The sequence below is a fragment of the Dongia sp. genome, from assembly GCF_041905885.1.
Taxonomy (GTDB): Bacteria; Pseudomonadota; Alphaproteobacteria; order Dongiales; family Dongiaceae; genus Dongia.
Genome location: NZ_JAYRKD010000041.1, coordinates 1 through 25,358, shown reverse-complemented (window position 1 = coordinate 25,358; position 25,358 = coordinate 1). Strand labels below are relative to the sequence as shown.

The 25,358-nt window shown below is 64.8% G+C and carries 27 protein-coding genes; 10 read left to right on the top strand and 17 right to left on the bottom strand.

Annotation, left to right across the window (positions count from 1 at the left end):
- Positions 1–1,233, top strand: coding sequence for a class I SAM-dependent methyltransferase (locus ACH2CY_RS26595; protein ID WP_395022965.1), 1,233 nt, complete (start codon positions 1–3; stop codon positions 1,231–1,233).
- Here ACH2CY_RS26595 and ACH2CY_RS26590 read toward each other — a convergent pair.
- From ACH2CY_RS26590 to ACH2CY_RS26570, 5 genes are all read right to left on the bottom strand, one after another.
- On the bottom strand, positions 1,228–1,974 hold the full coding sequence (locus ACH2CY_RS26590) for an SDR family NAD(P)-dependent oxidoreductase (RefSeq protein WP_395022964.1): 747 nt from the start codon (positions 1,972–1,974) through the stop codon (positions 1,228–1,230). The genes ACH2CY_RS26595 and ACH2CY_RS26590 overlap by 6 nt on opposite strands.
- Positions 1,975–1,979: 5 nt before the next feature.
- Positions 1,980–2,387, bottom strand: a complete 408-nt coding sequence (locus ACH2CY_RS26585) for a DUF2177 family protein (protein ID WP_395022963.1) — start codon at positions 2,385–2,387, stop codon at positions 1,980–1,982.
- A gap of 64 nt (positions 2,388–2,451) precedes the next feature.
- Positions 2,452–2,712, bottom strand: coding sequence for a hypothetical protein (locus ACH2CY_RS26580; protein WP_395022961.1), 261 nt, complete (start codon positions 2,710–2,712; stop codon positions 2,452–2,454).
- A 58-nt stretch (positions 2,713–2,770) separates the two neighbouring features.
- Positions 2,771–3,535 (bottom strand): hypothetical protein, encoded by a 765-nt coding sequence (locus ACH2CY_RS26575; protein ID WP_395022960.1) that lies wholly within the window; start codon positions 3,533–3,535, stop codon positions 2,771–2,773.
- An 85-nt stretch (positions 3,536–3,620) separates the two neighbouring features.
- A complete protein-coding gene (locus ACH2CY_RS26570; protein ID WP_395022958.1) occupies positions 3,621–3,947 on the bottom strand; it encodes a hypothetical protein in 327 nt (108 codons plus the stop codon).
- Between the two features lie 139 nt (positions 3,948–4,086).
- Here ACH2CY_RS26570 and ACH2CY_RS26565 point away from each other — a divergent pair, with 139 nt between their 5' ends.
- The 4 genes from ACH2CY_RS26565 to ACH2CY_RS26550 all read left to right on the top strand — a co-directional run bounded on the left by ACH2CY_RS26565 (position 4,087) and on the right by ACH2CY_RS26550 (position 7,000).
- On the top strand, positions 4,087–4,812 hold the full coding sequence (locus tag ACH2CY_RS26565; protein ID WP_395022957.1) for a hypothetical protein: 726 nt from the start codon (positions 4,087–4,089) through the stop codon (positions 4,810–4,812).
- Positions 4,812–6,011 (top strand): serine hydrolase domain-containing protein, encoded by a 1,200-nt coding sequence (locus tag ACH2CY_RS26560; protein WP_395022956.1) that lies wholly within the window; start codon positions 4,812–4,814, stop codon positions 6,009–6,011. The genes ACH2CY_RS26565 and ACH2CY_RS26560 overlap by 1 nt, the downstream gene beginning before the upstream one ends.
- 48 nt (positions 6,012–6,059) lie before the next feature.
- The gene (locus ACH2CY_RS26555; RefSeq protein WP_395022955.1) at positions 6,060–6,713 is read left to right on the top strand and encodes a DsbA family oxidoreductase; all 654 of its coding nucleotides are present in this window, start codon (positions 6,060–6,062) and stop codon (positions 6,711–6,713) included.
- Positions 6,714–6,853: 140 nt separating this feature from the next.
- Complete coding sequence (locus ACH2CY_RS26550) at positions 6,854–7,000, top strand: hypothetical protein (protein WP_395022953.1); 147 nt, start codon at positions 6,854–6,856, stop codon at positions 6,998–7,000.
- Here ACH2CY_RS26550 and ACH2CY_RS26545 read toward each other — a convergent pair.
- The 4 genes from ACH2CY_RS26545 to ACH2CY_RS26530 all read right to left on the bottom strand — a co-directional run bounded on the left by ACH2CY_RS26545 (position 6,997) and on the right by ACH2CY_RS26530 (position 11,092).
- Positions 6,997–7,488: a RidA family protein gene (locus ACH2CY_RS26545; RefSeq protein WP_395022952.1), complete on the bottom strand. Its 492-nt coding sequence runs from the start codon at positions 7,486–7,488 to the stop codon at positions 6,997–6,999. The genes ACH2CY_RS26550 and ACH2CY_RS26545 overlap by 4 nt on opposite strands.
- A 17-nt stretch (positions 7,489–7,505) precedes the next feature.
- Positions 7,506–8,543 carry a hypothetical protein gene (locus tag ACH2CY_RS26540; RefSeq protein WP_395022950.1) on the bottom strand — a complete coding sequence of 346 codons (1,038 nt, stop codon included), beginning with the start codon at positions 8,541–8,543 and terminating at the stop codon, positions 7,506–7,508.
- A 124-nt stretch (positions 8,544–8,667) separates the two neighbouring features.
- Complete coding sequence (locus tag ACH2CY_RS26535; RefSeq protein ID WP_395022949.1) at positions 8,668–9,810, bottom strand: Gfo/Idh/MocA family protein; 1,143 nt, start codon at positions 9,808–9,810, stop codon at positions 8,668–8,670.
- 226 nt (positions 9,811–10,036) lie between these two features.
- Positions 10,037–11,092 (bottom strand): TIM barrel protein, encoded by a 1,056-nt coding sequence (locus tag ACH2CY_RS26530; RefSeq protein WP_395022947.1) that lies wholly within the window; start codon positions 11,090–11,092, stop codon positions 10,037–10,039.
- Between the two features lie 526 nt (positions 11,093–11,618).
- Here ACH2CY_RS26530 and ACH2CY_RS26525 point away from each other — a divergent pair.
- A complete protein-coding gene (locus ACH2CY_RS26525; RefSeq protein ID WP_395022946.1) occupies positions 11,619–13,349 on the top strand; it encodes a hypothetical protein in 1,731 nt (576 codons plus the stop codon).
- A gap of 596 nt (positions 13,350–13,945) precedes the next feature.
- Here ACH2CY_RS26525 and ACH2CY_RS26520 read toward each other — a convergent pair.
- The 6 genes from ACH2CY_RS26520 to lepA form a co-directional block, all read right to left on the bottom strand.
- On the bottom strand, positions 13,946–14,113 hold the full coding sequence (locus tag ACH2CY_RS26520; RefSeq protein WP_395022945.1) for a hypothetical protein: 168 nt from the start codon (positions 14,111–14,113) through the stop codon (positions 13,946–13,948).
- Between the two features lie 256 nt (positions 14,114–14,369).
- Entirely contained in the window at positions 14,370–14,732 is a 363-nt protein-coding gene (locus ACH2CY_RS26515; protein WP_395022944.1) for a cupin domain-containing protein, read from the bottom strand.
- Positions 14,733–15,547: 815 nt separating this feature from the next.
- Positions 15,548–15,808, bottom strand: a complete 261-nt coding sequence (locus ACH2CY_RS26510; RefSeq protein WP_395022943.1) for a hypothetical protein — start codon at positions 15,806–15,808, stop codon at positions 15,548–15,550.
- Positions 15,809–15,813: 5 nt separating this feature from the next.
- Positions 15,814–16,674 (bottom strand): NYN domain-containing protein, encoded by an 861-nt coding sequence (locus tag ACH2CY_RS26505; RefSeq protein ID WP_395022942.1) that lies wholly within the window; start codon positions 16,672–16,674, stop codon positions 15,814–15,816.
- Positions 16,675–16,680: 6 nt separating this feature from the next.
- Positions 16,681–16,830: a hypothetical protein gene (locus ACH2CY_RS26500; RefSeq protein WP_395022940.1), complete on the bottom strand. Its 150-nt coding sequence runs from the start codon at positions 16,828–16,830 to the stop codon at positions 16,681–16,683.
- A gap of 97 nt (positions 16,831–16,927) precedes the next feature.
- Entirely contained in the window at positions 16,928–18,727 is a 1,800-nt protein-coding gene (lepA, locus tag ACH2CY_RS26495) for a translation elongation factor 4 (RefSeq protein ID WP_395022939.1), read from the bottom strand.
- A 190-nt stretch (positions 18,728–18,917) separates the two neighbouring features.
- Here lepA and ACH2CY_RS26490 point away from each other — a divergent pair, with 190 nt between their 5' ends.
- From ACH2CY_RS26490 to ACH2CY_RS26480, 3 genes are all read left to right on the top strand, one after another.
- The gene (locus tag ACH2CY_RS26490) at positions 18,918–19,817 is read left to right on the top strand and encodes a DMT family transporter (RefSeq protein WP_395022938.1); all 900 of its coding nucleotides are present in this window, start codon (positions 18,918–18,920) and stop codon (positions 19,815–19,817) included.
- Positions 19,818–19,849: 32 nt separating this feature from the next.
- Positions 19,850–20,842, top strand: coding sequence for a zinc-binding dehydrogenase (locus ACH2CY_RS26485; protein ID WP_395022937.1), 993 nt, complete (start codon positions 19,850–19,852; stop codon positions 20,840–20,842).
- A 166-nt stretch (positions 20,843–21,008) separates the two neighbouring features.
- Positions 21,009–21,665: a hypothetical protein gene (locus ACH2CY_RS26480; protein WP_395022936.1), complete on the top strand. Its 657-nt coding sequence runs from the start codon at positions 21,009–21,011 to the stop codon at positions 21,663–21,665.
- Between the two features lie 70 nt (positions 21,666–21,735).
- On the opposite strand, the gene ACH2CY_RS26475 is transcribed toward ACH2CY_RS26480, so the two are convergent.
- On the bottom strand, positions 21,736–23,145 hold the full coding sequence (locus ACH2CY_RS26475) for a tetratricopeptide repeat protein (RefSeq protein WP_395022935.1): 1,410 nt from the start codon (positions 23,143–23,145) through the stop codon (positions 21,736–21,738).
- Between the two features lie 232 nt (positions 23,146–23,377).
- Here ACH2CY_RS26475 and ACH2CY_RS26470 point away from each other — a divergent pair, with 232 nt between their 5' ends.
- A complete protein-coding gene (locus ACH2CY_RS26470; protein ID WP_395022934.1) occupies positions 23,378–24,037 on the top strand; it encodes a hypothetical protein in 660 nt (219 codons plus the stop codon).
- 54 nt (positions 24,038–24,091) lie between these two features.
- On the opposite strand, the gene ACH2CY_RS26465 is transcribed toward ACH2CY_RS26470, so the two are convergent.
- On the bottom strand, positions 24,092–25,358 hold a 1,267-nt coding region (locus ACH2CY_RS26465; protein ID WP_395022932.1), incomplete at its 5' end, for a phenylalanine--tRNA ligase subunit beta.

Genomic DNA, 25,358 nt, shown 5'->3' with positions numbered 1-25,358 from the left:
ATGACCGACGACCGGGCGCCGGCGCCATCCGTTCCCGAGACCACCAGCCCCGATTTCGGCGGCCTGTGGTCGGCCTTCCTCCACCGCTGCTGCGCGCAGCTCGAGATCGGCGAAGTGTCGATCCGCTTTCCGAACGGGGCGACGCGGCATTACCGCGGCGAGACCGCGGGGCCCAAGGTCGCGCTGGACATCCGGACCTGGGCGGCCTTGCGGCGGATGGCCTTCGGCGGCGAGCTCGGCTTTGCCGAAGCCTATCTCTCCGGCGAAATCGGCGTGGACGACGTCGACGGGCTGCTCCGGCTCGCCTCCCTCAACCAGCATGTGCTGGACAAGAAGCTCGCCGGCTTCGGGGTCATGCGCGTGGTCAACCGCCTGGCGCATCTGCTGCGGCCCAACACCCGCAAGGGCAGCCGGCGCAACATCGCCGCGCATTACGATCTCGGCAACGACTTCTACCGGCTCTGGCTGGACGAAACCATGACCTATTCCTCGGCGCGCTTTGCCGAGGACGGCGACGATCTCGCCGCGGCCCAGAGCCGGAAATACCGCCGCATCGCCGAGCTCGCCGGAATCGAGCGCGGCAGCCGGGTGCTCGAGGTCGGCTGCGGCTGGGGCGGTTTCGCGGAAATGGCGGCCGGCGAGCTTGAAGCCCGCCCGGTCAGCCTCACCATCTCGGATGCGCAGTATCGCTTCGCCCGCGAGCGGATCGCCCGCGCCGGCCTCGCCGACAAGGCGGATATCCGCCTGCAGGACTATCGCGACTGCACCGGCGAATACGACGCGGTGGTCTCGATCGAGATGTTCGAGGCGGTGGGCGAGCGCAACTGGCCGGTCTATTTCCAGGTCCTGCGCGACCGCATGGCGACCGGCGCCAAGGCGGCGCTGCAGATCATCACCATCGATGAGAGTCGCTACGCGTCCTACCGCAAGTCGGCGGACTTCATCCAGCGCTACATCTTCCCCGGCGGCATGCTGCCGACGCGGCAGATCCTCGAGACCCTGGCGCAGCGCGCCGGCCTCTCGGTGCTCTCGAACGACGGCTTCGGCAGCGATTATGCGCGGACCCTGCGGCTCTGGGGCGAGCGGTTCCGCGAGAACTGGCCCGCCATCCAGTCGCTCGGCTTCGACGACCGCTTCCGCCGCATGTGGGACTACTATCTGCGCTACTGCGAGGTCGGCTTCAGCCTCGGCAAGATCGATGTCGTGCACCTGCAGCTGCAGCGGCGCTCATGACCGGATCCGCGCCGTCAGCCTGAAATAGAGGCGGTAGGGCAGCAGCCGCGCCAGCTTCAGCAGCAGCGCGAAGCGCCGGGGAAAGGCGATCTCGAAACGCCCGCTTTCCAGGCCGCGGCGGATGCGCCGGCAGGCCTCCTCCGCCGAGATCAGGAACGGCATCGCGAAATCGTTCTGCGCGGTCAGCGGCGTCTCCACGAATCCGGGGCAGACCACCGCGATGCGGATGCCATATCGCCTTGCGTCAGGATAGAGCGCCTCAGCCATGTTGATCAGCGCCGCCTTGGAAGCGCCGTAGGCCGCGGCACCCGGCAGCCCGACAAAGCCGGCGACCGAGGCGACGATGACGATGGTGCCGCTGCCGCGGGCGCGCATGCTCTCCAGCAGCGGCGCGATCGTGTTGCCGACGCCGATCAGGTTGGTCTCGATCATGTCGCGAAAGGCCCGCGCGTCGAATCCCTCGACCCAGATCGGCGTGTAGGTGCCGGCGTTGAGCACGGCGATATGAATGGGGCCGAGGCTGCTCTCGATCGCCGCGACGACCTGCGCGGCGGCGCCGCCGTCGGTGACATCCAGCGGATGACAGTGGATGGCGCCGGGGGTTGCGGCCGCGGTTTCAGCCAGGGCCTCGCCGCGCCGGCCGCTGATCGCCACCACATGCCCGTCGCCCGCGAAGGATCGCGCCAGCGCGCGGCCGATGCCCGACCCGCCGCCGGTGATCCAGACAGTCTGCGGCAGCATGGGTATCAGCCTTTGCCCAGCAGGCGCAGAATCCAGAAGCCGGCGAAGGCGGCGGCCCCGGTCGCGACCGAGCCCCAGCCGATGTCGACCGCGGTCACCAGCGGCGACCAGCCGCGCAGCGTGGCCAGGTTGGTCAGGTTATAGGTCGAATAAGCCAGGAAGCCGAACAGCAGCCCGTATCCGAGGGCGACCAGGCCGGAGGCGGCCTGCAGCGCCGGCCCGACCGTGAAGACCGCGATCCCGACCGGATAGAGCAGGTAGAAGGCGACGGCCGGCGCCAGCAGGAACTTCTCCAGCACCAGGTTGCCGAGCTGCGCGCGGTAGAGCGTCGTCCCCATGACGCCGAGCCAGACCGCGTCCAGCGCCAGGAAACTCAGTCCGGAAACGAGGTAGGTGAGGAGAAAGGGCTTCATGATGATCCAGGTCGGGGCTGCCACGGACCTTGATACGGCCCGTCCGCCCTTTCGGATCACCGCTTCACTCGACCTTGCGGGCGTAGTTGTTGCGGACCTGCTGGCTGATATAGGTGGCGAGGCCGGCGCCGGCGCGGGCCAGCGCGATCATCTGCGCCACATGCACCTTGCCGGGCTTCACCTGGTCGTAGAGATAGGTCCCGCCCTCGGCAAAGCGCACCGTGATCGAGCGGTCGCCGATCTCGAAGGCGGCGATGCCCGCGCTGCCGTTCAGACTCGGCTTCCCAGTGTGATTTCCGATAAATTGCATAACGACCTCAGGCACGCCCATCTCTTCTCGAAACGGGGGCAGGTCGCTTCGGTTCCCGGATGATACGGCGCCGCTATTCGGCGAAGGCGGCCTTGGCGGAGGCGGTGTGGGCGGCTTTCAGCGGCTTCACCACCGCGGGGTCGGTGATGACATAGGCGGCGACGCTGCGGCTGTGCCGGGTGCCGCTGCCGAGGATCTTCCACCGCAGCGGCTTGGTGCCGGTGTAGAGGTCGATCTGGTTCTCGTCCATCGCGCCGATATCGGCGACCAGGAAATAGCCGTCGTGCTTCTGGCCGTTCGGCAGCTTCAAGCCGCGCGCCGCCGGGATGTAAACGACGGTGCCGAGCTTCAGCCGTCCCGACTGGACCGCGATGCTGCGATAGGGGACCAGGCCGTAGGCCTTGGCGCCGAGCCCGTCCGAGCTGGTCAATCTCACAAATCTGTTGCTGCCGAGATCGAAGGCGGCGCAGCGCGGGCAGGAGAATTCCGGCAGCGCGCAATCGACCAGGCTGTCGCCGCCCTTCCCGGCGACGCTGTAGAGCACGCCGGAAACCTCGACCGTGCCCTGCAGCGCGGCGGTGCAGAAATCGCCGCGCGAGAGCCCGACGCCCAGCGGCTCGTCGTCCATGTTCAGCAGCTCGACGTCCATGCCGGGCTTGGCATGGACCACGTGATACTGGCTGACATGCAGGTTGAGCTTCTTCAAGTCGGCGGTCTCGGCCTTGGGCAGCGTGAAATCGTCGGCCTGCGCCAGTGGCGCGCCGAGCATCGCGAACAGGAAGAGGATAAAGCCGAGCCGGCGCCAGATTCCGCGCCGCTCCGCCAGCCGATCCAGCACCGCAGGGTCCCCAAGGAGAAGTGAGGCCGTAGGCTGGCGCAGCCTTGGCGGGCTGTCAAATCACGGAATCGCCGGAAAGGGTGATTCAGGCCGCTTGGGTCTTGCGCGCGCCTTTAGCGGCGGCGGTGGCCTGCTGCAATTGCTGTTTCAGCTCCTCGGCCATCTGCTTCAGCACCGCCTCGCGCTCGTCGGGCTTCATCGCCTTCAGTTTCGCGCGGTCCAGGCCATGGGCGGCGAGCCAGGCATCGGCCATGCGCTCGGCCAGCGACTTCTTCATATAGGCCAGGAATTCATCGACCGCCGCGTTGCCGGCCGGCTTCTGCGGGTCCGGGCCGGCCTGGGCCATTCCCAAAGTCGGGCCCAAGGTCGGAGTGGTCACCATCTCGAAGCTCAATCCGCCGATCCCTGACATTGTCCTGCCTCTTGGGGTTTGGAGCGGGCAAAATCTGCCCTTCACGCCGTCGCGCCGAAGATGTCGCAAAGCCCGTGCCAGGGGATTTCCGGGGCGCTAAAGTGTTAATCACGGTCGGGGACGTTCGGGGACTGGGGTAATGGATTCGACGGTCTGGGGTCAGCTGGTGCGGCGCTATTTCCAGGCGGCGGCCCTGCTGCTCGACCCCGCCAACCTGAAGGCCGGCTCGTTCCAGCGCGACCAGGCGGCGATCCGCGCGGCGGCGGCCCCGGACCGCCCGGCCGAGGAACGCGCCACTATCTTGGCGGAATGGCTCGCCTATCACCGCACCGGCCCGGCCTCCGCCGACCATCTGGCGCGGCAGGTTCTGCCGGTCCTCGACCGGCTCGACGCCGCCGAGCTTTCCTCGGCCTTCGACACGCTTCGCGCCGCGGTCGCCCGCGACGACAAGAGCCGCAGCTTCATGGTGCTGACCTCGCGCCTGCTCTGGGCCCGCTTCCCGGAAGCCGCACCCGTCTATGACAGCGCCACCGTCAACGGCATCGCTTTCCTGGTGAAGCTGTTGAAAGCGGTCCAGCTCGAGACGCCTTACGAACGCATCGTCGAGGAGCGGCTTTACGACGACCATGACGGCTATGTGCGCTGGGACTTCGGAGACAAGAAGCTGGTCGATCACTGGTACTACAAGGATTTCATCCAGTCGCATGCCGCCCTCTACACCCGTTGCCGGCCGGAGATCATCGAGCGCATCGCCGAGGCCGGCCGCGCGGTCTCGACCGCGAGTCCGTTCCAGGTCTTCGACAAGATGCTCTGGCTGATCGGCGACCACCGCCACGATTACAGCCTGAAGGGATCGAACCTCTGATGCCGTCCGATCAGAATTCCGCACCGCGTCCCGCGATCATGGAAGGATCGCCGCCGGCCCTGGTCGTGCCGAAGCTCGACTGGGACCGGCCGCCCTGGAACCGCTGGGCCTTCCAGCATATCCGCGAGCTCATGCCGACCCGCGAAGTCTGGCGCGGCGGCGGTCATGCGAAGAAGCTGCCGCGCGACGAGCGCGACCTCGACGCGCTCGAAGTCGCAAGCTGCGCCGGCGGCAAGACCACGCTCGCCGCACTGCTCGACGAGACCTTCACCGACGGCCTGCTGGTGCTGAAAGGCGGCAGCATCCGCGCCGAGCGCTACTACAACGGCATGACCGCGCGTTCGCTGCATCTCTCGCAATCGGTGGCGAAGTCGGTGACCTCCGCCGTCTGCGGCATCCTGGTCGGCCGCGGGTTGATCGATCCCGCGCGGCTCGTCACCGACTACCTGCCGGAGCTCGCCGACACTGCCTATCAGGGCGCCACCCTGCAGCAGGTCCTCGACATGAGGAGCGGCGTCAAGTTCAGCGAGGACTACACCGACCGCTATTGCGAGGTCGGGCAGATGGACGTCGCCTGCGGCTGGAAGCCGATCCCGCCCGGCAGCGATCCCGATTTCAAATGGCCGGCGCATATCTGGGAACTGATCCTCAGCTTGAAGACCCTCGAGCGCCCGCATGGCGCGGAATTCAACTACCGCTCGATCGAGACCGACGTGATCGCCTTCTGCATGGAGCGCGTCACCGGCAAGCGCCTGCCCGAGCTCGTGTCCGAGGAGATCTGGCAGAAGCTCGGCGTCGAGGAGAGTGCCAGCTTCACCGTCGATTCCGCTGGCTATGCGCTGGCCTGCGGCGGCTTCAACGCCACGCTCCGCGACTACGGCCGCTTCGGCCAGATGATCCTGGAGAACGGGGGCGGCATCGTGCCGGCGGCCTGGGTCGAGGCCGCGCGCAACGGCGGACGCCACGGCCCGCAATACTGGGAGATCCTGGACCAGGGCTCCTACAAGAACCAGTTCTGGCTCGAGGACCCGCGGTCGCGGACCTTGATGTGCGTCGGCGTCTTCGGCCAGCTGATCTGGATCTCCTGGGAGCACGACATGGTGGTGGTCAAGCTCTCGACCTGGCCCACTTTCACCGACACGGTCAAGGAAGGCGCAACCCTGGCCGCCCTGCACCGCATAGCCGCGGCGCTGGCGTAACCGCGCGCGCCCGGCCATATAAGCGGCAGCAAACCGAGGAGCACCCCCATGGCGGCCAAGAAGATCCAGATCGATTTCGTCTCCGACGTGGTATGCCCCTGGTGCGCCGTCGGCCTCGCCAGTCTCGAGACCGCGTTGCAGCGCCTGGAGGGCGAGGTCGAAGCGGAGATCCAGTTCCAGCCCTTCGAGCTCAACCCCGACATGGCGCCGGAGGGCGAGGACCGCGACGAGCATCTCGCCAAGAAATACGGCCGCTCGAAACAGGAATTCGCCGCGTCGCGCGAGCACATCCGCCAGCGCGCGGCCGCGGTCGGCTTCACCATGAATCCGCAGGAGCGGATCTACAACACCTTCGACGCGCATCGCCTGCTGCATTGGGCCGGCGTCGCCCAGCCGGCCAGCCAGCCGGCGCTGAAACACGCGCTGCTGCGCGCCTATTTCACCGACGCCCGCAACATCGCCGATCCCGAGGTGCTGGTCGCCGCCGCCCAGCAGGCCGGCCTCGACCCGGCGGAAGCCCGCGCGATCCTCGCCTCCGACCGCTACGCCGCCGACGTGCGGCAGGAGGAGCAGGCCTGGCTCTCCGCCGGCATCAACTCGGTCCCGGCGATCATCGTCAACCGCAAATACCTGATCTCCGGCGGCCAGCCCCCCGAAGTCTTCGAAGCCAACCTGCGCGAGATGGCGAAGCAGCCGGATTAACCAAGAGAAAGCGATATCCTGCACCGGACTGTGCGGATTCGGGCGGCGCGGCCCCGCCGACCGCCCGACCGTTACGAAGTTTTCACAATCATCGCCTAAGCTGATGTGACGTCGGGACCGATTGGAATCGGGGAGGTCACATGCGGGGCTTCAGGCTGGCACTGCCGCGTTTCATGATCGCGGCCTGGGTGATGACCGCCGTGGTCGCCGCCATCGCCTACACTCTCTGCCTCGGCACCGCGCAAGCGGTCATGCCCCACGGCCCCGATCACAGCCAGCGCAGCTAGGCAATCTCCGCGAACAGCACCACCAGGGTCGCGCAATCCAGCGCCATCTCCGGGTTGGCCTGCACCATCCGCGTGTGGAGTCCGCGCGGCCCGAACACCTCGTTGACGATATGCGAGGCACCGTTCAGCACCTTCGGGTGATCGGTGAATCCCGGCGCGCAGCCGAAGGTGCCTTCCAGCCGCAGGATCCGGTTGACGCGGTCCAGGTTTCCATCCAGCGCCTTCCGCACCTGCGCGATCGCGTTCAGCGCCGAGAGGCGAAACGCCTGGTAACCCTGCTCGAGCGTGAGCTCGGCGCCGATCTTGCCCTTGAACTTCAGCTCGCCGTTGATCCAAGGCAGCTGCCCCGAGGTCATCAGCAGGTTCCCGGTGATGATGTAAGGCAGATAGTCGCCGGCCACGCCCGGCGCCGGCGGCAGCTCGATGCCCAGGTCCTTCAGGCGCTGCTCCGGCTTGCGGTTGTCCGAAGTGTCGGGTGCTGGCGGCATCGCGCTCTCTCCTCGCCTCATTCGACCAGGGACAGTTTGTGCTCGAAGCCGTCGACGACGCCGACCAGCTCGGTCATTGATCCTTGCCGCAGCAGCAGGACCATGCTGAGGCCTTGGCGCGCGCCGGGGATGAACACCCGGATATAGCCGGCGATCGGCGTTCCGTCGGCCGATCCGGTGCCCCATGCCGTCACGCTGTCATGGCCGCGCCACGGTTCCAGGACCGGCTCGCCGGTGAACGCGATTCCCGCGTTCTTGAAGGCGCCGCGCACGGCGGAGAACATGACCTCGCGAGAGGCGAGCTTCAAGCCGGCGAAGCCTACATAACCGATATCGACGAAGGTCGTCTCGTCCAGCGCGCCGGAATAGAAGGTCGTGGGCAGCTGAACGCCCTGTTCCAGTTCCTTCACCGAGTTCTGGCGCGCCAGATGCCACGGCAGCAGCAGCTTCACCCCCGGCTCGGGCAGTGCGATCTCCATCTCGGTCGGCTGCCACTCCGGCATCAGCAGCAGGTTGACGCGGTCGAGCGAGCCGTCGATGCCGGCAAGCACCGTGGCGACCAGGTCCTCGGTGATGTAGGCGATGCGGCCGCCGCCGAAATCCACCGGCTCGCGGTTGGCGGCGCCGCGGATGATCCGCTCGGCATTGGCGACGCTGCGCTCGAAATCGGCCGTCGACGCGCCTGGACCCATGGCATGCAGGGCGTCGAAATTCTTCTGCTTCGCGCGCTTGTAGTCGTCGGTCTCGGTGTAGCTTCCGGTCCGGAGCGCGATCTCCGCCGAGGCCCAGCTCTCCCGCGTGAAGACCTGCCCGTTGACCATGAAGGCCTGCATCTGCTCGACCAGCCAGGCCTTCTCTGCGCCGGTGAGGGGGATGGCCGACCAGAACTCCTCGTAGAGCGCGGCGTCGATATAGCCGCCCTGCGCATTCATGATGGTCTGGATGATCTCCTTTTGGCGCGGCGTGATCCGGTAGGGATCCTGCGCCGCGGCCGGCGAGACCAGGTTGCCGAACCACAGCAACAGCGCCAGGCAGACTCCGCCAACGAACTTCACCGCAACCCCGCTCCCCTCAGGCTCGGCCGATCGCAACCGGGCCGCGCCCCGATCATGCGAAGCGGCGGGGCAGCAAGTCAACCGGAACGCGCCGGGACTGGAGATCGGGGGCGGGCAGGGCGCCTCACCCCTTCACATTCTCCCACTGCTTCGACGCCGCGCTCTTCAGCACCGCATCGGTCACATACTCGGTCGCCAGCGCATCGCGGAAGGTCGGCGCCGCCGCCTTGCCGCTGGTCAGGCCTTCGATGAAATCCGCCGCCTGGTGGATGAAAGTATGTTCATAGCCGATCTGCAGCCCCGGCACCCACCAATGGCCCATATACGGGTGATCGCCGTCGGTGATGTGGATCGAGCGCCAGCCGCGCAGCTGCCCCTCGTCCTTGTGGTCGAACCATTGCAGCCGGTGGAGATCGTGCAGGTCCCAGAAGATCGAGGCCTTCTCGCCGTTGATCTCCAGGGTGTAGAGCGCCTTGTGCCCGCGGGCATAGCGGGTCGCCTCGAACATGCCGAGCGAGCCGTTCTTGAAGCGCGACAGGAACATGCTGGCGTCGTCGATCTTCACCTCGGCGACCTGGCCGGAGACCGCGTGCTTCCTCTGCTTCACGAAGGTCTCGGTGGCGCCGGTCACGGTCTCGATCCCGCCGTTCAGCCACATCGCCGTGTCGATGCAATGCGCCAGCAGGTCGCCGGTGACGCCGCTCCCTGCCACGCTCGCATCCAGCCGCCAGGTCCCGGTGCCGCCCTGCGGTACGTCGGCGGAGATGGTCCAGTCCTGCAGGAACTTGGCGCGGTAGTGGAAGATCTTCCCTAAGCGGCCCTCGTCGATCAGCTTCTTGGCCAGGGTCACCGCCGGCACCCGGCGATAATTGTACCAGACCATGTTCGGCACCTTGGCCGCCTCGACCGCGGCGACCATGCGCTCGGCCTCGGCGGCGGTGCGGCCCAGCGGCTTCTCGCACATCACCATCTTGCCGGCCTTGGCCGCGGCGATGGCGATCTCCTCATGGGTGTCGTTGGGCGAGGCGATGTCGATGAGGTCGATGTCCTTGCGCTCGATCAGCTTGCGCCAGTCGCTCTCCGCGCTCTCGAAGCCCCAGTTGGCGGCAAACTTCGCCGCCCCCTCGGCCGAGCGCGTGCAGACGGCTTTCAGCACCGGCTGGTAATCCAGCGCAAAGAATTCCGGCGCCTGCCGGAACGCATTGGAATGCGTCCGCCCCATGAACCCGCCGCCGATGATCCCGATATTCAGCTTCTTCTTGGCCACGTCAGACTCCCAAGGTCAATTTTTTAGGTCGTCATGGTCCGCGTAGGCGGACCATCCACGAGTTTGCCTGCCGTCGCAGGATGCTCAAATTTTCAACGCCGTCATGCCAAGGCTTGGCCTTGGCATCCACGAGTTTGCCCACGTCACTCTGCGCCGCGGAGAGAAACTCGTGGATGGTACGCCTTCGCGTACCATGACGACTAAGAACGCTGCGCGCTCTCAGTCGTCACTCCCGCCACCCATGCGCATCGCGCACCTTCAGCATGGCGCCGAGCACGTCGTTCCAGGTCTGCTGCTGCTGCATCACCGCGTTGGGGAACATGCAGCCGTCCCACGACAGATGCCGGATCTTCTTGGTCAGCGCGCCCTTGTCGTCGCGCAGCCAATAGCCGGCATGCTTGGCGATATCGAGCTTGCCGTTGGGATCGGTCGCCTGGACGTGCCGCCCGGTCTTCTCATGATCGCCGGAGCCGAACACCGTGCCGTCGTTCTGCGCCACGTGGAAATCATAGGTCCAGGGCCGCAGCGCATCGGCCACCTTCTTATAGGCGGCATCGAGCTGCGACTTGTCCTTCCAGTCGTAATCCTTCGGCAACAGCCGGTCCTCTTCCGAGTTGTAGCCCAAAGTGAACAGCATCGAATGCGCCATGTCGGCCTGGTAGCCGACCACGCCCGGCATGCCGACCTCTTCCAGCAGGTTCACGTTCTTCTTCCAGGACTGCATCCCGCCCCAGCAGATCTCGCCCTCGGCGAACAGATACTCGCCATGGTCCTGCGCCACCTTGCCGGCCTCGCGGAAGGTCTCGGCGATCTTGTGGGTGTTGCCGGCCGGATCCTTCTCCCAGTCGGTGACGCTGGACGAGGAATCGATCCGCACGCCACCTGTGGGACGAATCCCCATGTCGCGCATCCACTTGCCGATCACGCAAGCCTTGCGCACCGCCTCGACGAACTTCTTGCGGTCCTCGGCCGAGCCCATCGCCGACCCGCCGCCTGCCCCGCCCCAGATCGGCGCCACGAAGGAGCCGATCTTCAGCCCATAGCCGGCGATCTTGTCCACGACGCGCTTCACGTCGTCCTTGGAGCTGTCGATCGAGACATGCGGATCGGCGAGCCAGAGATCGACCCCGTCGAACTTCACCCCATCGACATCGGCCTTGGCGGTGAGCTCCAGCAAGGTATCGAGCCCGATAAACGGCTCCGCCCCCGGCGCCCCCTTGCCGACCACCCCCGGCCACATCGCGTTGTGGAGCTTCGGATAGTTGTTGGTGTGCTCAGCCATGACAGCATCTCCTCCCAAAATGTTCAGCAGCGGGGCAATCGCAGACGGCCGCCTCTCTCCGCTCGTCATCCCCGGCGAAGGCCGGGGACCCCTGAGTTCCGCACAGGCGGAATCCCAGAGGCGCCAAAACGCGATCGCCCAAACATCACCGAAGGAGGAAGCGAAGGCCCTTGCCCGCGCGAGGCCCGATAACCGCCTCGCAACAAAACCCAGGAACCCGTTCGCGGTGTCATTTCATCGCCACGAGGCCGCCCGCCAAGCCCCAACTCCCTCCCGCCCGCCCGCCATTTCTCCCGGCCGACTGGGCATGGCAGAGAGTGTTCGGGAAGCGGTGCGCGGGTGTCAAGCACGGCGCGGACGGAGACGGAGAGGACGAGCGGTTTGTACCGGCCGGCGAGTGATTTGTTATAATGTCCCATCGATCGAAAGGTATATGTGCACCCAACTCAAGCGGGCCAATCTTCTCTTCGGCTCGCAATTGGCATAGGTTGGCTACAACTATTTGGATATAGGGGGAGTCTTCCAAGTGGCTGCCGCAGAACTCAAAGCTGCTAACCAGGATTCAAAAGATAGCAAAGCTCTAATCAAAGGGCATGCCGCAAATGAAATCTTTTTTGCGGTCGTCGGGCCAGTGGGCGCAGGTTCATCTCACGTAGCACGCCAACTTGAACGGCGATTGAAGGACACTGTTTATAACGGGTCAAAGTTTAGTTGCGAGATTCTCAAAGCGGGTGACGTAATCGGCGATTGGGTGAAGGCAAACAAGATAGAACTGCCACACGATCCACTCGACAAGAAGATTGCAATGCAAACGTACGGAGACACAATGCGAAAGGCAGATCACGCTGCTATTGCATTGCGCTTAGTCGAAAAGATTGCTGAGACGCGGGCGAAATCGCAAAACAAGGCTTACGTCAGGGGTCAAGTCGTGGCGCCTGATGGGAATCCTCGTGCCTACATACTCGATTCTCTAAAGCATCCGGCTGAGGCAAGGATACTGCAGAAGCTTTATGGCGACGCATTTATTCTGATTGGCGTTGTATGCAGTGAGCCTGTTCGGAAGAAGCGACTTCTGAACGCATTCTTTACCGGCATCGACCAAGGCAAAGCAGCCAACAAGCAGAAGGTCGATGAATTTATGGCTCGAGATTCTGATGATAGAGACAATAAGTTCGGGCAGCACGTTACAGACGTTTTCCAGGAGGCAGACTTTTTTGTCGACAACACAGCGAAGGTGACCGCCCCGAATGGTGAGATGAAGGACGCAATTGATCTGCGCCTGCTGAGCGAGTTGGACAGGCTTGTATCGATTATTACTCATCGGTCCGTACTTAGACCAACAATCGATGAGACGGCGATGCACGTTGCGCATACGGCCAAGCTCCAGAGTAGTTGTCTATCACGTCAAGTGGGGGCATCACTTGTCGATAGCCTAGGCAGCATCGTTGCTACAGGGACGAACGAGGTGCCAAGAGCTGGAGGAGGGGTCTATGGCGATGGAGCTGGTGGTCCAAATGTCGAGAACCGATGCGCCTTATGCGAAAATGCACATTGCAGCAATAACGAGTTCCAAAACAAGATCATTGAAGACGCATTAGTCGCTCTGTATGGCTCCGATTTATCGGAAGAGGATCGATCAACGAAGTTGGAACGCTTAAGAAAGACGAGGCTCGGTGGTCTCTTGGAATTCAGTCGATCAGTTCACGCCGAAATGGATGCGCTTTTATCTGCTGCTCGATCGGGAACATCACCTGTCGCTTCTCGACTTTTTGTGACCACTTTTCCTTGTCACTACTGTGCTAGGCATATCGTTTCGGCGGGGGTTTATGAGGTTCAATACATTGAAGCCTATCCAAAGAGTGAAGCCCTCTCATTGCACGGTGACGCGATAGCAACAGTTCCTGAAGTCTGGATTCCACCGAGTGAAGTTCCGCTCGCAGTTAAGGTCGTTGAGGAGCACAAGGCGCGAGCGCGACTTGAGGCTGGTGTCGAGAATAATCGCGAGGAAGTCGCGATGCCCGTGCCGGTGATTCGCGTTGGCGAAATGGATGGCAAAGTCGGAAAGGTCTTGTTCCGGCCATTTGTTGGGATCGCCCCCAAGTTATATGGACGAGTGTTCCTTAAGGATCGGGAATACAAGAATAAAGTGACAGGAAAACTGGAGATGGGTGAGGCAGAATGGGGTAGCCCATGGTCGCTTCATCAGCTAAGCTACGCAGCGCTTGAAGCGTCATTGACATCAGATTCTGCCCTCTGACCGGCGCCAGGACAATGTTGTCGTGACAAATATTTTAAACTTCAAACTTAGAAGCCCAAATGAGCTCGCTGATGATTCAGCGAATAAAAAATTCGCGCGCCGACAATTCGAGTTCGATTTTAATCGCGAGCGACTTCTAATAGTTGTTGTTGCGGAAGGATTGCACGGGGCAACTTTCCTGAGATCTCTTACCGAGGCTCGTCCGAGCGAAATCATTGATCTTCGCGACGCACCTCACTTTCACTTTACCGCTATTGCTCCTGAGCTTCTGCTAAGAAGCATGCATGGTCTCAAGATTCGATACAGGCATATTGGAGTTTCGAACTTTCCAACGTCTGTGACTTCAATTGATAGCCTTGACCTTCCCAGCACTCTCGCTCCTGTAATCGCCAATCACTCTTTTAACGAGGGGCCGCTCTGCATCCTTGTTTCGAATGTTGACGCGTATCGAAGGGTTGAGCCGGGTCTTTTAACTGCGCTTCATCGTATAGACGATGGTCCTTGGACTATTTCGGTCGTTGGTTAGCTGAGCACAATCGGGACACAGATTTCCGAGTACACGATACTGAACTTGACTTGTTTGGATCTGTGCGCCGCTACGCCTCCCCCTCATCATCCGTCGTAACATCCAACACATCCTGCGCGATCCAGAATCTCCGCCCCTTGAACCGGTCTTCCTTCACGATCCCTTCCTCCGCCAGCCGCTGTAGGTTGTTCTTGGCGGCGTTGTAGGAAACGCCGAGCTGTCGCGCGATCGTCGGCACGAAGCTGATCGGGTGTTCGAAGAAAGTGTCGATCAGCCGGCTGAGAGGGGCGGCATCGACGAGGGCGCCCCCAAGCCTGCGGTTTCACGAAACGGCCTTTTCGTGCAATCGCCGGGTGCGCGTTTGCACGAAACAGGCAAAAGATGCAATCGCGCGGCGTGTCTTGCAGTTAACGTCAATGCGAAAATAGTGCGTTATCCCAATGTTATAGGGGCTATTCAGTCTCCATTGTCGCGGATTGCGGCCAGGCCACGGGCTACGCCTGCGCCGCCGCACGCGGGGCGATGGGATAGGTCGCGTAGAACACCACCACGCGCTCCGGCACCTCATAGCGCAGGGCCGTATGCGCCGGGAACCAGGCGACATCGCCGGGCCCGCAGTCATGAACCGCGCCGCCCGAATGGATCCGCATCGCGCCTTCCAGCACGACAATCATTTCATCGAAGGGCAGATCCCACGCGACGGTCAGCCGCTCATAGACGACCACGCCGCCGCCCATGCTCTGGCTCAAGTCACCGTCGACCAGTCGTGCAATGCGGGCGCCGCCGCTGGTCGCCGATGGCGCGAGATAGGTTTCGAACCGGCGCGTGCCGGCAGGGAAGACCGTGACGCCGGACATCGAGATCCCCTCCAAAACGGGCGGTTCAACCGGTGCTCTTGGTTGCGGTCGGCCCGCCTGGTTCAGGCTGCCTCTAACGAGTATGCGCGCACCAGACCGCAGCGCCAAGGACCCGCGTCAACGATAATCGCGGACCTTGGCCCGCCCGTATGAAGATCGAGGCGGTGATGCACACGCGTTTCTCGATCGACCTCGCGCAGAAGCTCCGGACCCGGCCGCTCAGCAACGCCGAGCCTGACCGGCCGCTGCATTCACCCGCCTCGGTCTGACGTCAGGGATGACGCGCGCAGCGAATTCGGCGCGCACCCGATCGGCTCGCTTTCTCGCACCGATGTTTGTGAGAGCGCGCAAAATGCACTATAATCGCTTTCGCAACGGCGGATCGAAACACGGTCGCTTGCGCCGGTGAATGCCGCGCGGTTTTTGCCTCCAGATTGGTGCGGAACCTTTACAGGGCCTTTACGCCAGCCGGATAGGACCGGCCGCGCCCGCCGGAGATAGTGCTGCAATCGCATGAAGTTGGCGGGCCTTTCGCCGCCGGGGGCCGTAAAGGTTCCGCGGCACCCGCTTCAGGCGGCTCGTCCGGCGGCCGTCGCGGTTGATGCGATGGTGCTGTTTGACATCGTGAGTATCGCTTCCGCTCTCGCGCAGCGCGCGTGAGTTCCGCGAGCCCCCACGGGACCCCCACAGAATCGCCTACCCCCACCGGGCCCGCACAGATCGCGCAACCCCGACCGGACCCTGACAGAATCGTCCTATACCCAATACCCCCTCGGCCTATGGGACCCCGCAACCTGGTCCCGGCTGCGAGGCCGCTAACCGAGCCGCTCCGCGTAGTCGCGGACATGGCGGTTGATATAGGTGGTGAGGCCGGAGCCTTTGCGCAGGATCCACTTCATCCGCTCGAGCTGCTCCGGCCCGGGCTTCTCTCGGTCGTAGACATAGGTGTCGCGCGCGCTGTTCTTGAAGCGGACGATGATGAAATCATCGCGCACCGCAAACGCGGTGACGCCGGTCGCGCCGTTGCCGTAGGGTTGCAGCGCGATCGTCTCGCCCTGGTAGCGGACGGAATCCAAGCCGGCTAGCTGCGCCGCCGGCGCGGCGCGGCCTTGCGCGCCGTGGTCCGCGCGACGCCATCGGCATCGCCGCCCGACACTTCCGGTGCCGGTGCCGGCGTGCTTGCCGGGGCGGCGGCCTTCGCCTTGGGGCGGATCAGCATGTCGCCGCCGGCATGGCGCTTGATCTCGAAGGCCTTGGTCTTGGTCACGAGATCGCCGAGCTTGGCTGCGCCGTAAGTGCGCGGGTCGAAATCCGGCGCGAGGTTGGCCAGCCGGTTGCCGACGCCGCGCAGGTTGACCCAGCCGTCGTCGTCCGAGAGCTGCGCGATCACCCGGCTGAGCAGCGGCACCGCGGCGGCGGCGGGCTCCAGCGACTTCGCCGCTTCCGGCGCGCTGCGATCCGCCGCGGGTGCGGCCGGCGCCAAGTTCCCCGGCGCCTCCGGCGCCAAATTCTCGGTGTAGATGAAGCGGCGGCAGGCCTGGCGGAAGCTCTCCGGCGTCTTCTTGGCGCCGAAGCCGTAGACATCGACGCCCTGCTCGCGGATCCGCGCGGCCAGCCGCGTGAAATCGCTGTCCGAGGAGACCAGGCAGAAGGCGTCGAACCGGCCGCTGTACAAGAGGTCCATGGCGTCGATCACCAGCGCGATGTCGGACGCATTCTTCCCGGTGGTGTAGGCGAAGTTCTGCTGCGGCACGATCGCGAACTTGTTCAAGAGGTCGGCCCAGGATTTGAGCCGGCTGCTGGAGAAGTCGCCGTAGATCCGGCGCACGCTGGCCTCGCCCATCTTGGCGACTTCCTCGAACAGCCCGGCCGCGATCCGCGGCGAGGTGTTGTCGGCGTCGATCAGCACCGCGAGGCGCGCGGAACGGGGTTCGGCGGCCATGCGGTCTCAGCCTTCGTCGGATGAAGGTTCCGAGGACTCGGCAGATTTCTGCTCGGCCTTCTTCGCTTCCTTGGCGGCGGCCTTCTCGGCCTTCTTCTCCGCCTTGGCCTTGTCCCGCTGCATGCGGTCGAAACGATAGTTCGGCGTCTTTCCCATCGGCGGCCCTTTCGTGGTTAAGGCCTACAACCACCACGCTTGCGCCGCCGCTGCAAGCGATATCGCCCGGTGGTGGTCCGGGAGGCGGAAAACGCCGCTATTCGTGCATCTTGAGGGCGGCGATGAAGGCGCTTTGCGGGATTTCGACATTCCCGTATTGGCGCATCTTCTTCTTGCCCTCTTTCTGCTTGTCGAGGAGCTTGCGCTTGCGGCTGATGTCGCCGCCGTAGCATTTCGCGGTCACGTCCTTGCGCAAGGCGCTCACCGTCTCGCGGGCGATCACCTTGCCGCCGATCGCCGCCTGGATCGCGATCTTGAACAACTGCCGGGGGATCAGGTCCTTCAGCTTCTCGCACAAGGTGCGGCCGCGCGCTTCGGCCTGGCTCTTGTGGACGATGCAGGAGAGCGCATCCACGGGATCGCCGTTGACCATGATGTTGAGCTTCACCAGGTCGCCTTCCTCGTAGCCGTCGAGGTGATAGTCGAAGCTGGCATAGCCGCGGGAGACCGACTTCAAGCGGTCGTAGAAGTCGAACACCACTTCATTCAGCGGCAGGCGATAGGTGAGCATGGCGCGGGAGCCGGCATAGGTGAGGTCGATCTGCACGCCGCGCCGACCCTCGCAGAGCTTCAGGATCGAGCCCAGGTATTCGTCCGGCACCAGGATGGTCGCCTTGATCCAGGGCTCTTCCATATGGTCGATATGCACCACGTCCGGGAAGTCGGCCGGGTTGTGCAGCTCGATCATCGTGCCGTCGGTCTTGTGGATCTTGTAGACGACGCTCGGCGCCGTGGTGATGAGGTCGAGGTTGAACTCGCGCTCCAGCCGCTCCTGGATGATCTCCAGATGCAGCAGGCCGAGGAAGCCGCAGCGGAAGCCGAAGCCGAGCGCCGCGCTGGTCTCCATCTCGAAATGGAAGCTGGCGTCATTGAGATGCAGCTTGCCCATCGCCTCGCGGAGCGTTTCGAAATCGTTGGCATCGACGGGAAACAGGCCGCAGAACACCACCGGCACGCTGGGCTTGAAGCCGGTCACCGCCTGCGCCGTGGGCCGCTTCTCTTCGGTGATGGTGTCGCCGACCGCGACGTCGGCCACGGCCTTGATGCTGGCGGTGAAGAAGCCGACCTCGCCGGGGGTGAGCTCGGGCAGGGTCTCGTTCTTCGGCGTGAACACGCCGACCCGCTCGATCTCGTAGACCGAACCGTTCGACATCATGGTGATCTTCTGCTTCGCCTTCATCACGCCGTCGATGACGCGGACCAGGATGACGACGCCGAGATAGACGTCGTACCAGCTGTCGATCAGCAGCGCCTTCAGCGGCGCGCTGGCATCGCCCTTGGGGGCGGGCAGGCGGTGGACGATCGCTTCCAGCACGCCCTCGATGTTGATGCCGGTCTTGGCCGAGATCTCGACCGCCTCCGAGGCATCGATGCCGATCACGTCCTCGATCTGCGTTTTCACGCGATCCGGCTCGGCGGCGGGCAGGTCGATCTTGTTGAGAACCGGCACGATCTCGTGGTGGTTCTCGATCGCCTGGTAGACATTGGCGAGGGTCTGCGCCTCGACGCCCTGCGAGGCATCGACCACCAGCAGCGAGCCTTCGCAGGCGGCGAGGCAGCGCGAGACTTCATAGGCGAAGTCCACATGGCCCGGCGTGTCCATCAGATTGAGCTGATAGGTCTCGCCGTTCTTGGCCTTGTAGCTGAGGCGCACGGTCTGCGCCTTGATGGTGATCCCGCGCTCGCGCTCGATCTCCATGTTGTCGAGCACCTGCTCCTTCATCTCGCGGTTGGTCAGCCCGCCGCAGGCCTGGATCAGCCGGTCTGCGAGCGTGGACTTGCCGTGGTCGATATGGGCGATGATGGAGAAGTTGCGGATATGCGCGAGGTCGGTCATGTCGGCTTTGTCGGGTTCCTGAGTGCGGCGCAAGATAGGGGCTGGAACGGTTCCGCGCAACCGGCGAAAATCCTTGCGGTTCAATGCGTTGTGAGGCTCCTGTCACGCTTCGGCGGCAGCCGAACCGTTTCCTGGTGACCGCATCCCCCGATTGACGTTAGCAAGGCGGGAACAGGGGAATCGCGCCGCCATGACCGCCAGACCGAATCTCGCCTTCGAACTTGCGCTGCTCCTCGCCCTGGCGACGCTCTGGGGTGCCTCCTACAGCTTCATCCGCATCGGCGTCGAAACCATCCCGCCGATCACCTTCATCGCCGCGCGCACCCTGATCGCCGGCTTGCTGCTGCTCGGTGTGATGCGGCTGCGCGGCCTCAAGCTGCCGCGCGACGGCGCCAGCTGGCGGAAGTTCCTGTTCCAGGCTTGCCTCAACAGCGTGGTGCCCTTCACCATGATCGCCTGGGCCGAGAAGACTGTCGATGCCGGGCTCGCCACCATCCTCAATTCGACCTCGCCGATCTTCGTGTTTCTCCTGACCGCGTTGATCACCCGGCACGAGCCGCTGACTTTGCGGAAACTGTTCGGCGTCGTCGCCGGCATCACCGGCATCGGGCTGATTATCGGCGTGCAAGCACTGGGTGGGCTCGGCCATGAACTGGTGGCGCAGCTCGCGATCGTCGCCGCCACCATCAGCTATGCGGGTGCGGCGATCTTCGGCAAGCGGTTCAAAGGCCTCGATCCGCTGTTGCCCGCCGCGGGGTCCATGCTCTGCGGTGCGGCGATCCTGATCCCGGCCAGCCTGGTCTTCGAGCAGCCCTGGACGCTTTCGCCTTCCAGGGATTCGATCCTGGCCTTGCTCGGCCTCTCGGTGTTTTCGACCGCGCTCGCCTTCACCATCTATTTCCGGCTGCTCCATACCCTGGGCTCGATCGGCACCACGTCGCAGGCCTATCTGCGGGTGCCGATCGGCGTCGCCATCGGCGTGGTCTTCCTGGGCGAAAGCCTCGCACCCAGCGCCCTCGGCGGCTTGCTCTGCGTCATCGCCGGCGTCGCCGCCATGACCATTCCCGCGCGGCAGAGAAAGGTGGCATGATCGATTCCTCCCTCGCGAGGAAAAGGTCGGTCATGCGCGCAGTCCGCTTCCACGGCATCGGCAAGCTCACCGTTGAGGACATCGCGCCGCCTGCAGCGCCCGGCGAAGGTGCGGTGCATCTCAGGGTGCTGGCGGCCGGCATCTGCGGCTCCGATCTCCACAATTTCAAGACCGGCCAGTGGATCGCGCAGCTTCCGGTCACGCCGGGCCATGAGTTCACGGCGGAAGTGATTTCGGTCGGCGCCGGCGTCTCGGACTTTGCGCCTGGCGACCGCGTCATAGCGGATTCCCGCGCCTCCTGTGGCGCCTGTGTCCAATGCCAGGCCGGCCGCCCCAACCTCTGCCTCAAGCTCGGCTATGTCGGCGAGGTCTGCGACGGCGGCTTTGCGGAAGAGGTCGTGCTGCCGGCGCGCGGGCTCCTGAAGGTCGACGCCGCGGTGCCGCCGCAGGTGGCGGCGCTGAGCGAGCCCTTGGCCGTCGCCCTGCACGCGATCAAGCGCGCCGCGCCGGAGCCCGGCAAGCCGGTGCTGGTGGCGGGCGCCGGGCCGGTGGGCGGACTGGCCTGCCTGCTGCTGAAGCATCTCGGCTTCGGCCCGGTGCTGTTCGCCGAGCGCAACCAGGCGCGGCGCGCGCTGGTCGAGGCCGTGACCGGCGCTGTCCCCGTCGAGCTCGATGCGGTCTGGATCGGCCAACCCTTCGACTGCGCGATCGAAGCGACCGGGGTCCCGGCGGTCCTCGGCAAGCTGATCGCGCTCGCCGGACCGGCGGCGCGGATCGCCTTGGTCGGCATCCCGAGCGCCGCCGCCTCGATCAACGCCATCGCCGTGGTCGAGCGCGAGCTGGAATTGAAGGGTTGCTCCGCCTTCCGCGACGAGCTGCCTGAGGCGGTGGCGCTGCTCCAGGCACTCGAAGCCCCGCTCTCGCTTCTGGTCGAGGATCCGATCGACCTTCAATCCGTGCCGGAGGCCTATCAGCGCCTGATTTCCGGTGGCAGCGACCGGCTGAAGACCATCATTCGCCCGTAGCGGATTTCACATTGCCCACCAGATATTTGCGGCCGAGCAACGGCCCGTCCCGCTGGACCCCGAATCGTAGTTAACCAAAGGAATAACCGAGACGTCGACTCGTATTCGTGGCGACGCGGCAGACCACGGTCCGTCGCGAACACGCATTGGGGAAGACGGAGCGGTTATGAAACTGACAATTCTTCTGAGCGCATGGGTCGGCGCGGTGATGCTCGCACTGGCCGCACCGGCCGGGGCCACCACGGTGACCGGGACCAACACGATCAATGGGCTCGGCTCGATTGCCGCGGCGGATCCCGATCTGAGCTTCGGCGCCGGTGCCACGGGCGTCAATGTCGCCAGCTTCGGCAACGGCAAGACCTACTACGACTACGCCTTCTCCTTCACGCTGACCGATGCCAGCGACGTGACCGTCACCACCACGGCGACCGCCAACGGCCCCTATGCCTTCAATGCTTACGCGGCCTTGTTCAACAACTCGCCGATCTCCGGCCAGGTGCCGGCGGGCAGCGCGCTGACCGACGCCAATCCGGCGCCGCTCAGCCTGACCAACACAGCAGGCCTGCTGGCGCTCGGCAGCACCAACGGCGGTGCGTTGAACACGCTCAGCCTCGCCGCAGGCACCTACTATCTGCGCCTGTTCGGCCTGCTTCCGGGCAACATCAACAGTGGCCATGCGCTGAACGCGATCAGCGGCACCATCGCGGCGACCGCCGTTGCCGCCACGCCGATCCCGGCAGCCCTGCCGCTCCTTGCGACGGCACTGGGGCTGTTCGGCTTCATGGGTTGGCGTCGGAAATCCATGGCCGCCGCCGCGGCCTGAGACGGCTGGTCCTGCCAGAACGGCGTCCCGATGGGCGGGACGCCGTTTCTGCTTCTGCTGCATCCGGATCCTAGCGCAGGTCCAGCACGGTATCGGCGAGCTTCTGGAAACGCGCATCTTCGCGCAGCGACCGGAAGGAGCGATCGATCCGGATACCCAGCAGATCGGGCTCGCCGCCGGCGAACGACTGCTCCAGTGAGGCGAGCGCGGCGTCGCGGTCGCCGAGCAGGGCCGCGGTCCGCGCGACGTTGAAGGCGGTCTCGCGTCCGGCCGCCAGCTCGCTCTTCTGCACCGCCAGCATCGCGGCGAACAGGCCCTTTGCACCGCCGGCGCGATAGCCTGCGGCGCCGGCTTCGATCTCGGCCTTGAGCGCGGCATTGCCTTCGACCTCGGCGGCCTTCAATGATTCGCGCAGATAGTCGTCGTAACGCTGCTGGTCGAGATAGATGGTCGCAAGATAGTAATGCGGCGCCAGAAAGCCCGGCGCGCTCTGCGTCAGGTCGTTCAGCACCGCGATCGCCTCATCCGTGCGGCCGGCATAGAACAGGATCAGGCCGCGATTGGCGCGCACCGCATGCGACTGGGGATCGAGCTCCTGCGCCCGGGTGATGGCGCGCAGCGGCTCGTCGAACTTGCCGGTATGCATCATCACCAGCGCATACCAATGGAAGGTCCGGCCCGACTTTGGATCGAGCGCCAGGGCCTGCTGGAACAGCGTCTCCGACCGGCGGAGATCCTTGAAGCCGTAGAACAGCGCGAAGGCCAGCGCGCTGTAGCCGTCGGCGAGCCCGGGATCGAGCGCGATCGCCTTCTCCGCCGCGGCCCTGGCCTGCGGATAGGCCTCGCCGGGTTTCATGACGCCGTATTGCGCCAGCAGGTTATAGGCATTGCCGAGCCCGGCATGGGCCGCGGCATAGGCCGGATCGAGGGCAATCGCGCGGCTGAACTCGTCGCGCGACTGCTTCAGGCCCTCGGCGGTGCGCGTGTTCCAGTGATAGATGCCGGAAAGATAGAGCTGCGCCGCCTCGGCCGAAGGCTGATGCCTCGCCGCCGTCGCTTCGCGCCCGTTGTCGCCGATCGGGCCGAGCGCGCCGAAACCCACCGCCAGCGCCAAGGCCACGACCATCGCGAGCGCCGCCGCGGCCGCAGCCGGACGGCGATACCAGGCCCGCGGCGGTTGCGGCATTTTCGGTTCGGCCGGCGCCCCCGACGGCTGCAGCTCCTCAAGCGGAGATTCATGGGCCGGCGCCGTGCCGCGGCCGCCTTTCAGCCAGGCCTCCAGCTCGCCGGTGAAGGCGAATACCGCGGTATTCGCGCCGCCGGGCAGGCGGTGCACCGGCAGGCCGCGCTGCTCCCAGCGCTTCACCGTGCGCTCGTTCTTCTGGAAGAACGCGCCGATCTCCTTCCAACCGTTCAGCCGCCGGCCGGACCCCTCACGATCACCCTCGGCATCGCTTGCCGTGAGATGCTCCGCCCTCATGTCCCGACCTGTCCCGATCCACCGCTTGCCAAGACTAACATCTGCCTGCGGGGCTCTGTCGAGCGAACACGGTTAATCCCGCTCGCAACGCAGCCGATGTCACGAATTGCCCCGGCGCGACCATCAGTTGCCGTCTTCGCGATCCAGCCTCGCGCCTCTAGCCTCCTCAAAGATTCGCTCAAAGCAACAGATGCACACGGCGGTGTGCGGACCGACAGGGAGATCAGGAATCATGAAAGTCAACATGCTGGCGGCCCTTGCGAGCCTGCTCTTGCTGGCAGCTGTGACGCTCGCCATCCCGGCACAGGCCGCGACCATCGATTTCACCGGCGCCGGCACCGTAAACTATGAAGACGTCTCCCAGGGCTACGGCGACTCGGCGGAAGCCGATATCGGCCATCGCACCCTCGGCGGCGGCAACAACTGGGGGCAGTTTGCGGCGCAGACCGCCGACCATGCCGAATACTGGGCCGATACCAACTACAGCGGCGACAACGCGATCTTCGCGGTCAGCAACGGGAACAAGCTGGAGGTCTCGCTGCTGGCCGGAGCCGGCCTCGGCTTCACCTCCATCAGCTTCGATCTCGGTGGCTTCCCGAACATCGACAAAACAACTGCCTTCAGGCTCTACGATGCGGGCTGGAATCTGCTGCTGAGCGACGATACCTTCGCCATCTCCGGAACCACGGGCGGGCTGGTCACGCTCGCCGTGAACACCACGGCGCTCTATTTCCAGATGGGCGACGACTGGAACACCGGAGTCCGCTCATTGAGCTTCCAGACCGCCGCCGTGGCCACGACGCCGATCCCGGCGGCGCTGCCGCTCTTCGCCAGCGCCCTCGGCGCCCTTGGATTCGCCGCCCGACGCCGTCGCAAGACCGCGGCCCTTTAAGAGCCCTCGACTTGGGAAACGGCCGGCAACCCGTGTTGCCGGCCGTCTTTCTTTTTACTTCCGGAGTTCGCCGCCGGTGGCCTTGTTGACCGCGGCGACCACCTTGGCCGAGACGGCTTCGATCTCGGCGTCGGTCAGGGTCTTCTCCCTGGGCTGCAGGGTGACCGAGAGGGCGACCGACTTCTTGCCCTCGCCCAAGGACCCGCCTTCGAACACGTCGAAGATCGAGACCGCGGTGATCAGTGCCTTGTCGGCCTGTTTCGCCGCTTTGATCAGCTTCTCGGCCGAGACATCGCTTCCCACCACGAAGGCGAAATCGCGCGCCAGCGGCTGGAAGGAAGAAGCGTCGAGCAGCGGCCGCGCCGTGCCCCCCGCCTTCCCATGGGAACGCGGCATCGGCACGCGGTCGAGGAAGATCTCGAAGCCGACCGCCGGGCCTTTGAGATCCAGCGCCTTCATCACCTTCGGGTGGATCTCGCCGAACACCGCAAGCACATTGGGCCCGAGACGCAGCGAGGCCGAGCGCCCCGGATGGAAATATCCCGGCGCATCGGACGTCGCCTGCAGGTTCTCGACCGGCGCGCCAAGCGACTCCAGCAGAGCCACCGCATCGCCCTTGGCGTCGAAGGCATCGACATCGCGCGGCTTGCCGCTCCAATGCCGCTCCGTATACGCGCCGACCCGGATGCCGGTCGCGACGGTGAGTTGGCCCTTCGGCGTGTCGTTGGCGTAAGACGGGCCGACTTCGTAGACCGCGAAGTCGGCGATGCCGCGCGCCGCGTTGCGGCCGGCGGCCTGCAGCAGGTTGCCGAGGATCGAAGGCCGCATCACGTCGAGATCGGCGCTGATCGGGTTGGCGAGCGGGATCAGCGCATTGTCGCCGGCGAAGAGCGCCGCGACCGTGCCCGGCATGAAACTGAAGGTGACCGCTTCCTCGAGGCCGCGCGTCGCCAGGATCCGCTTCGCCAGCTGTACCCGCTTCTGCGCCGGCGTCACCGCCGTCTTCGGCAAGGCGCTGTCGCGCGGCATGGAGACCGCCGCGATGTTGTCGAAGCCGTTGACCCTCAACACCTCTTCGACGAGATCCGCTTCGCCTTCGACATCGGCGCGCCAGGTCGGCGTCGTCACCTGCCAGGCGGTGCTGGCCGAAATGACCGAGAAGCCAAGTGCCTGCAGGAACTGCCGCTGCTTCTCGGTGCCGATCACGCAGCCGCCCAAAGTTTCAACGCGGGCCGGGCGGTAGTTGATCGTCCGCGTGCCCTTGGGCATCGCGCCGGCGGCGGTGACTTCGCTCGCCTCGCCGCCACAGAGCTCGAGGATG

Coding starts and splice junctions, on each gene's coding strand:
- ACH2CY_RS26555 (WP_395022955.1), top strand. CDS start 6,060: ATGGCGGCCAAGAAGATCCAGATCGATTTCGTCTCCGACGTGGTATGC.
- ACH2CY_RS26595 (WP_395022965.1), top strand. CDS start 1: ATGACCGACGACCGGGCGCCGGCGCCATCCGTTCCCGAGACCACCAGC.
- ACH2CY_RS26485 (WP_395022937.1), top strand. CDS start 19,850: ATGCGCGCAGTCCGCTTCCACGGCATCGGCAAGCTCACCGTTGAGGAC.
- ACH2CY_RS26585 (WP_395022963.1), bottom strand. CDS start 2,387: ATGAAGCCCTTTCTCCTCACCTACCTCGTTTCCGGACTGAGTTTCCTG.
- ACH2CY_RS26505 (WP_395022942.1), bottom strand. CDS start 16,674: ATGGCCGCCGAACCCCGTTCCGCGCGCCTCGCGGTGCTGATCGACGCC.
- ACH2CY_RS26475 (WP_395022935.1), bottom strand. CDS start 23,145: ATGAGGGCGGAGCATCTCACGGCAAGCGATGCCGAGGGTGATCGTGAG.
- ACH2CY_RS26545 (WP_395022952.1), bottom strand. CDS start 7,488: ATGCCGCCAGCACCCGACACTTCGGACAACCGCAAGCCGGAGCAGCGC.
- ACH2CY_RS26590 (WP_395022964.1), bottom strand. CDS start 1,974: ATGCTGCCGCAGACTGTCTGGATCACCGGCGGCGGGTCGGGCATCGGC.
- ACH2CY_RS26550 (WP_395022953.1), top strand. CDS start 6,854: ATGCGGGGCTTCAGGCTGGCACTGCCGCGTTTCATGATCGCGGCCTGG.
- ACH2CY_RS26565 (WP_395022957.1), top strand. CDS start 4,087: ATGGATTCGACGGTCTGGGGTCAGCTGGTGCGGCGCTATTTCCAGGCG.
- ACH2CY_RS26500 (WP_395022940.1), bottom strand. CDS start 16,830: ATGGGAAAGACGCCGAACTATCGTTTCGACCGCATGCAGCGGGACAAG.
- ACH2CY_RS26470 (WP_395022934.1), top strand. CDS start 23,378: ATGAAAGTCAACATGCTGGCGGCCCTTGCGAGCCTGCTCTTGCTGGCA.
- lepA (WP_395022939.1), bottom strand. CDS start 18,727: ATGACCGACCTCGCGCATATCCGCAACTTCTCCATCATCGCCCATATC.
- ACH2CY_RS26515 (WP_395022944.1), bottom strand. CDS start 14,732: ATGTCCGGCGTCACGGTCTTCCCTGCCGGCACGCGCCGGTTCGAAACC.
- ACH2CY_RS26490 (WP_395022938.1), top strand. CDS start 18,918: ATGACCGCCAGACCGAATCTCGCCTTCGAACTTGCGCTGCTCCTCGCC.
- ACH2CY_RS26530 (WP_395022947.1), bottom strand. CDS start 11,092: ATGGCTGAGCACACCAACAACTATCCGAAGCTCCACAACGCGATGTGG.
- ACH2CY_RS26480 (WP_395022936.1), top strand. CDS start 21,009: ATGAAACTGACAATTCTTCTGAGCGCATGGGTCGGCGCGGTGATGCTC.
- ACH2CY_RS26560 (WP_395022956.1), top strand. CDS start 4,812: ATGCCGTCCGATCAGAATTCCGCACCGCGTCCCGCGATCATGGAAGGA.
- ACH2CY_RS26570 (WP_395022958.1), bottom strand. CDS start 3,947: ATGTCAGGGATCGGCGGATTGAGCTTCGAGATGGTGACCACTCCGACC.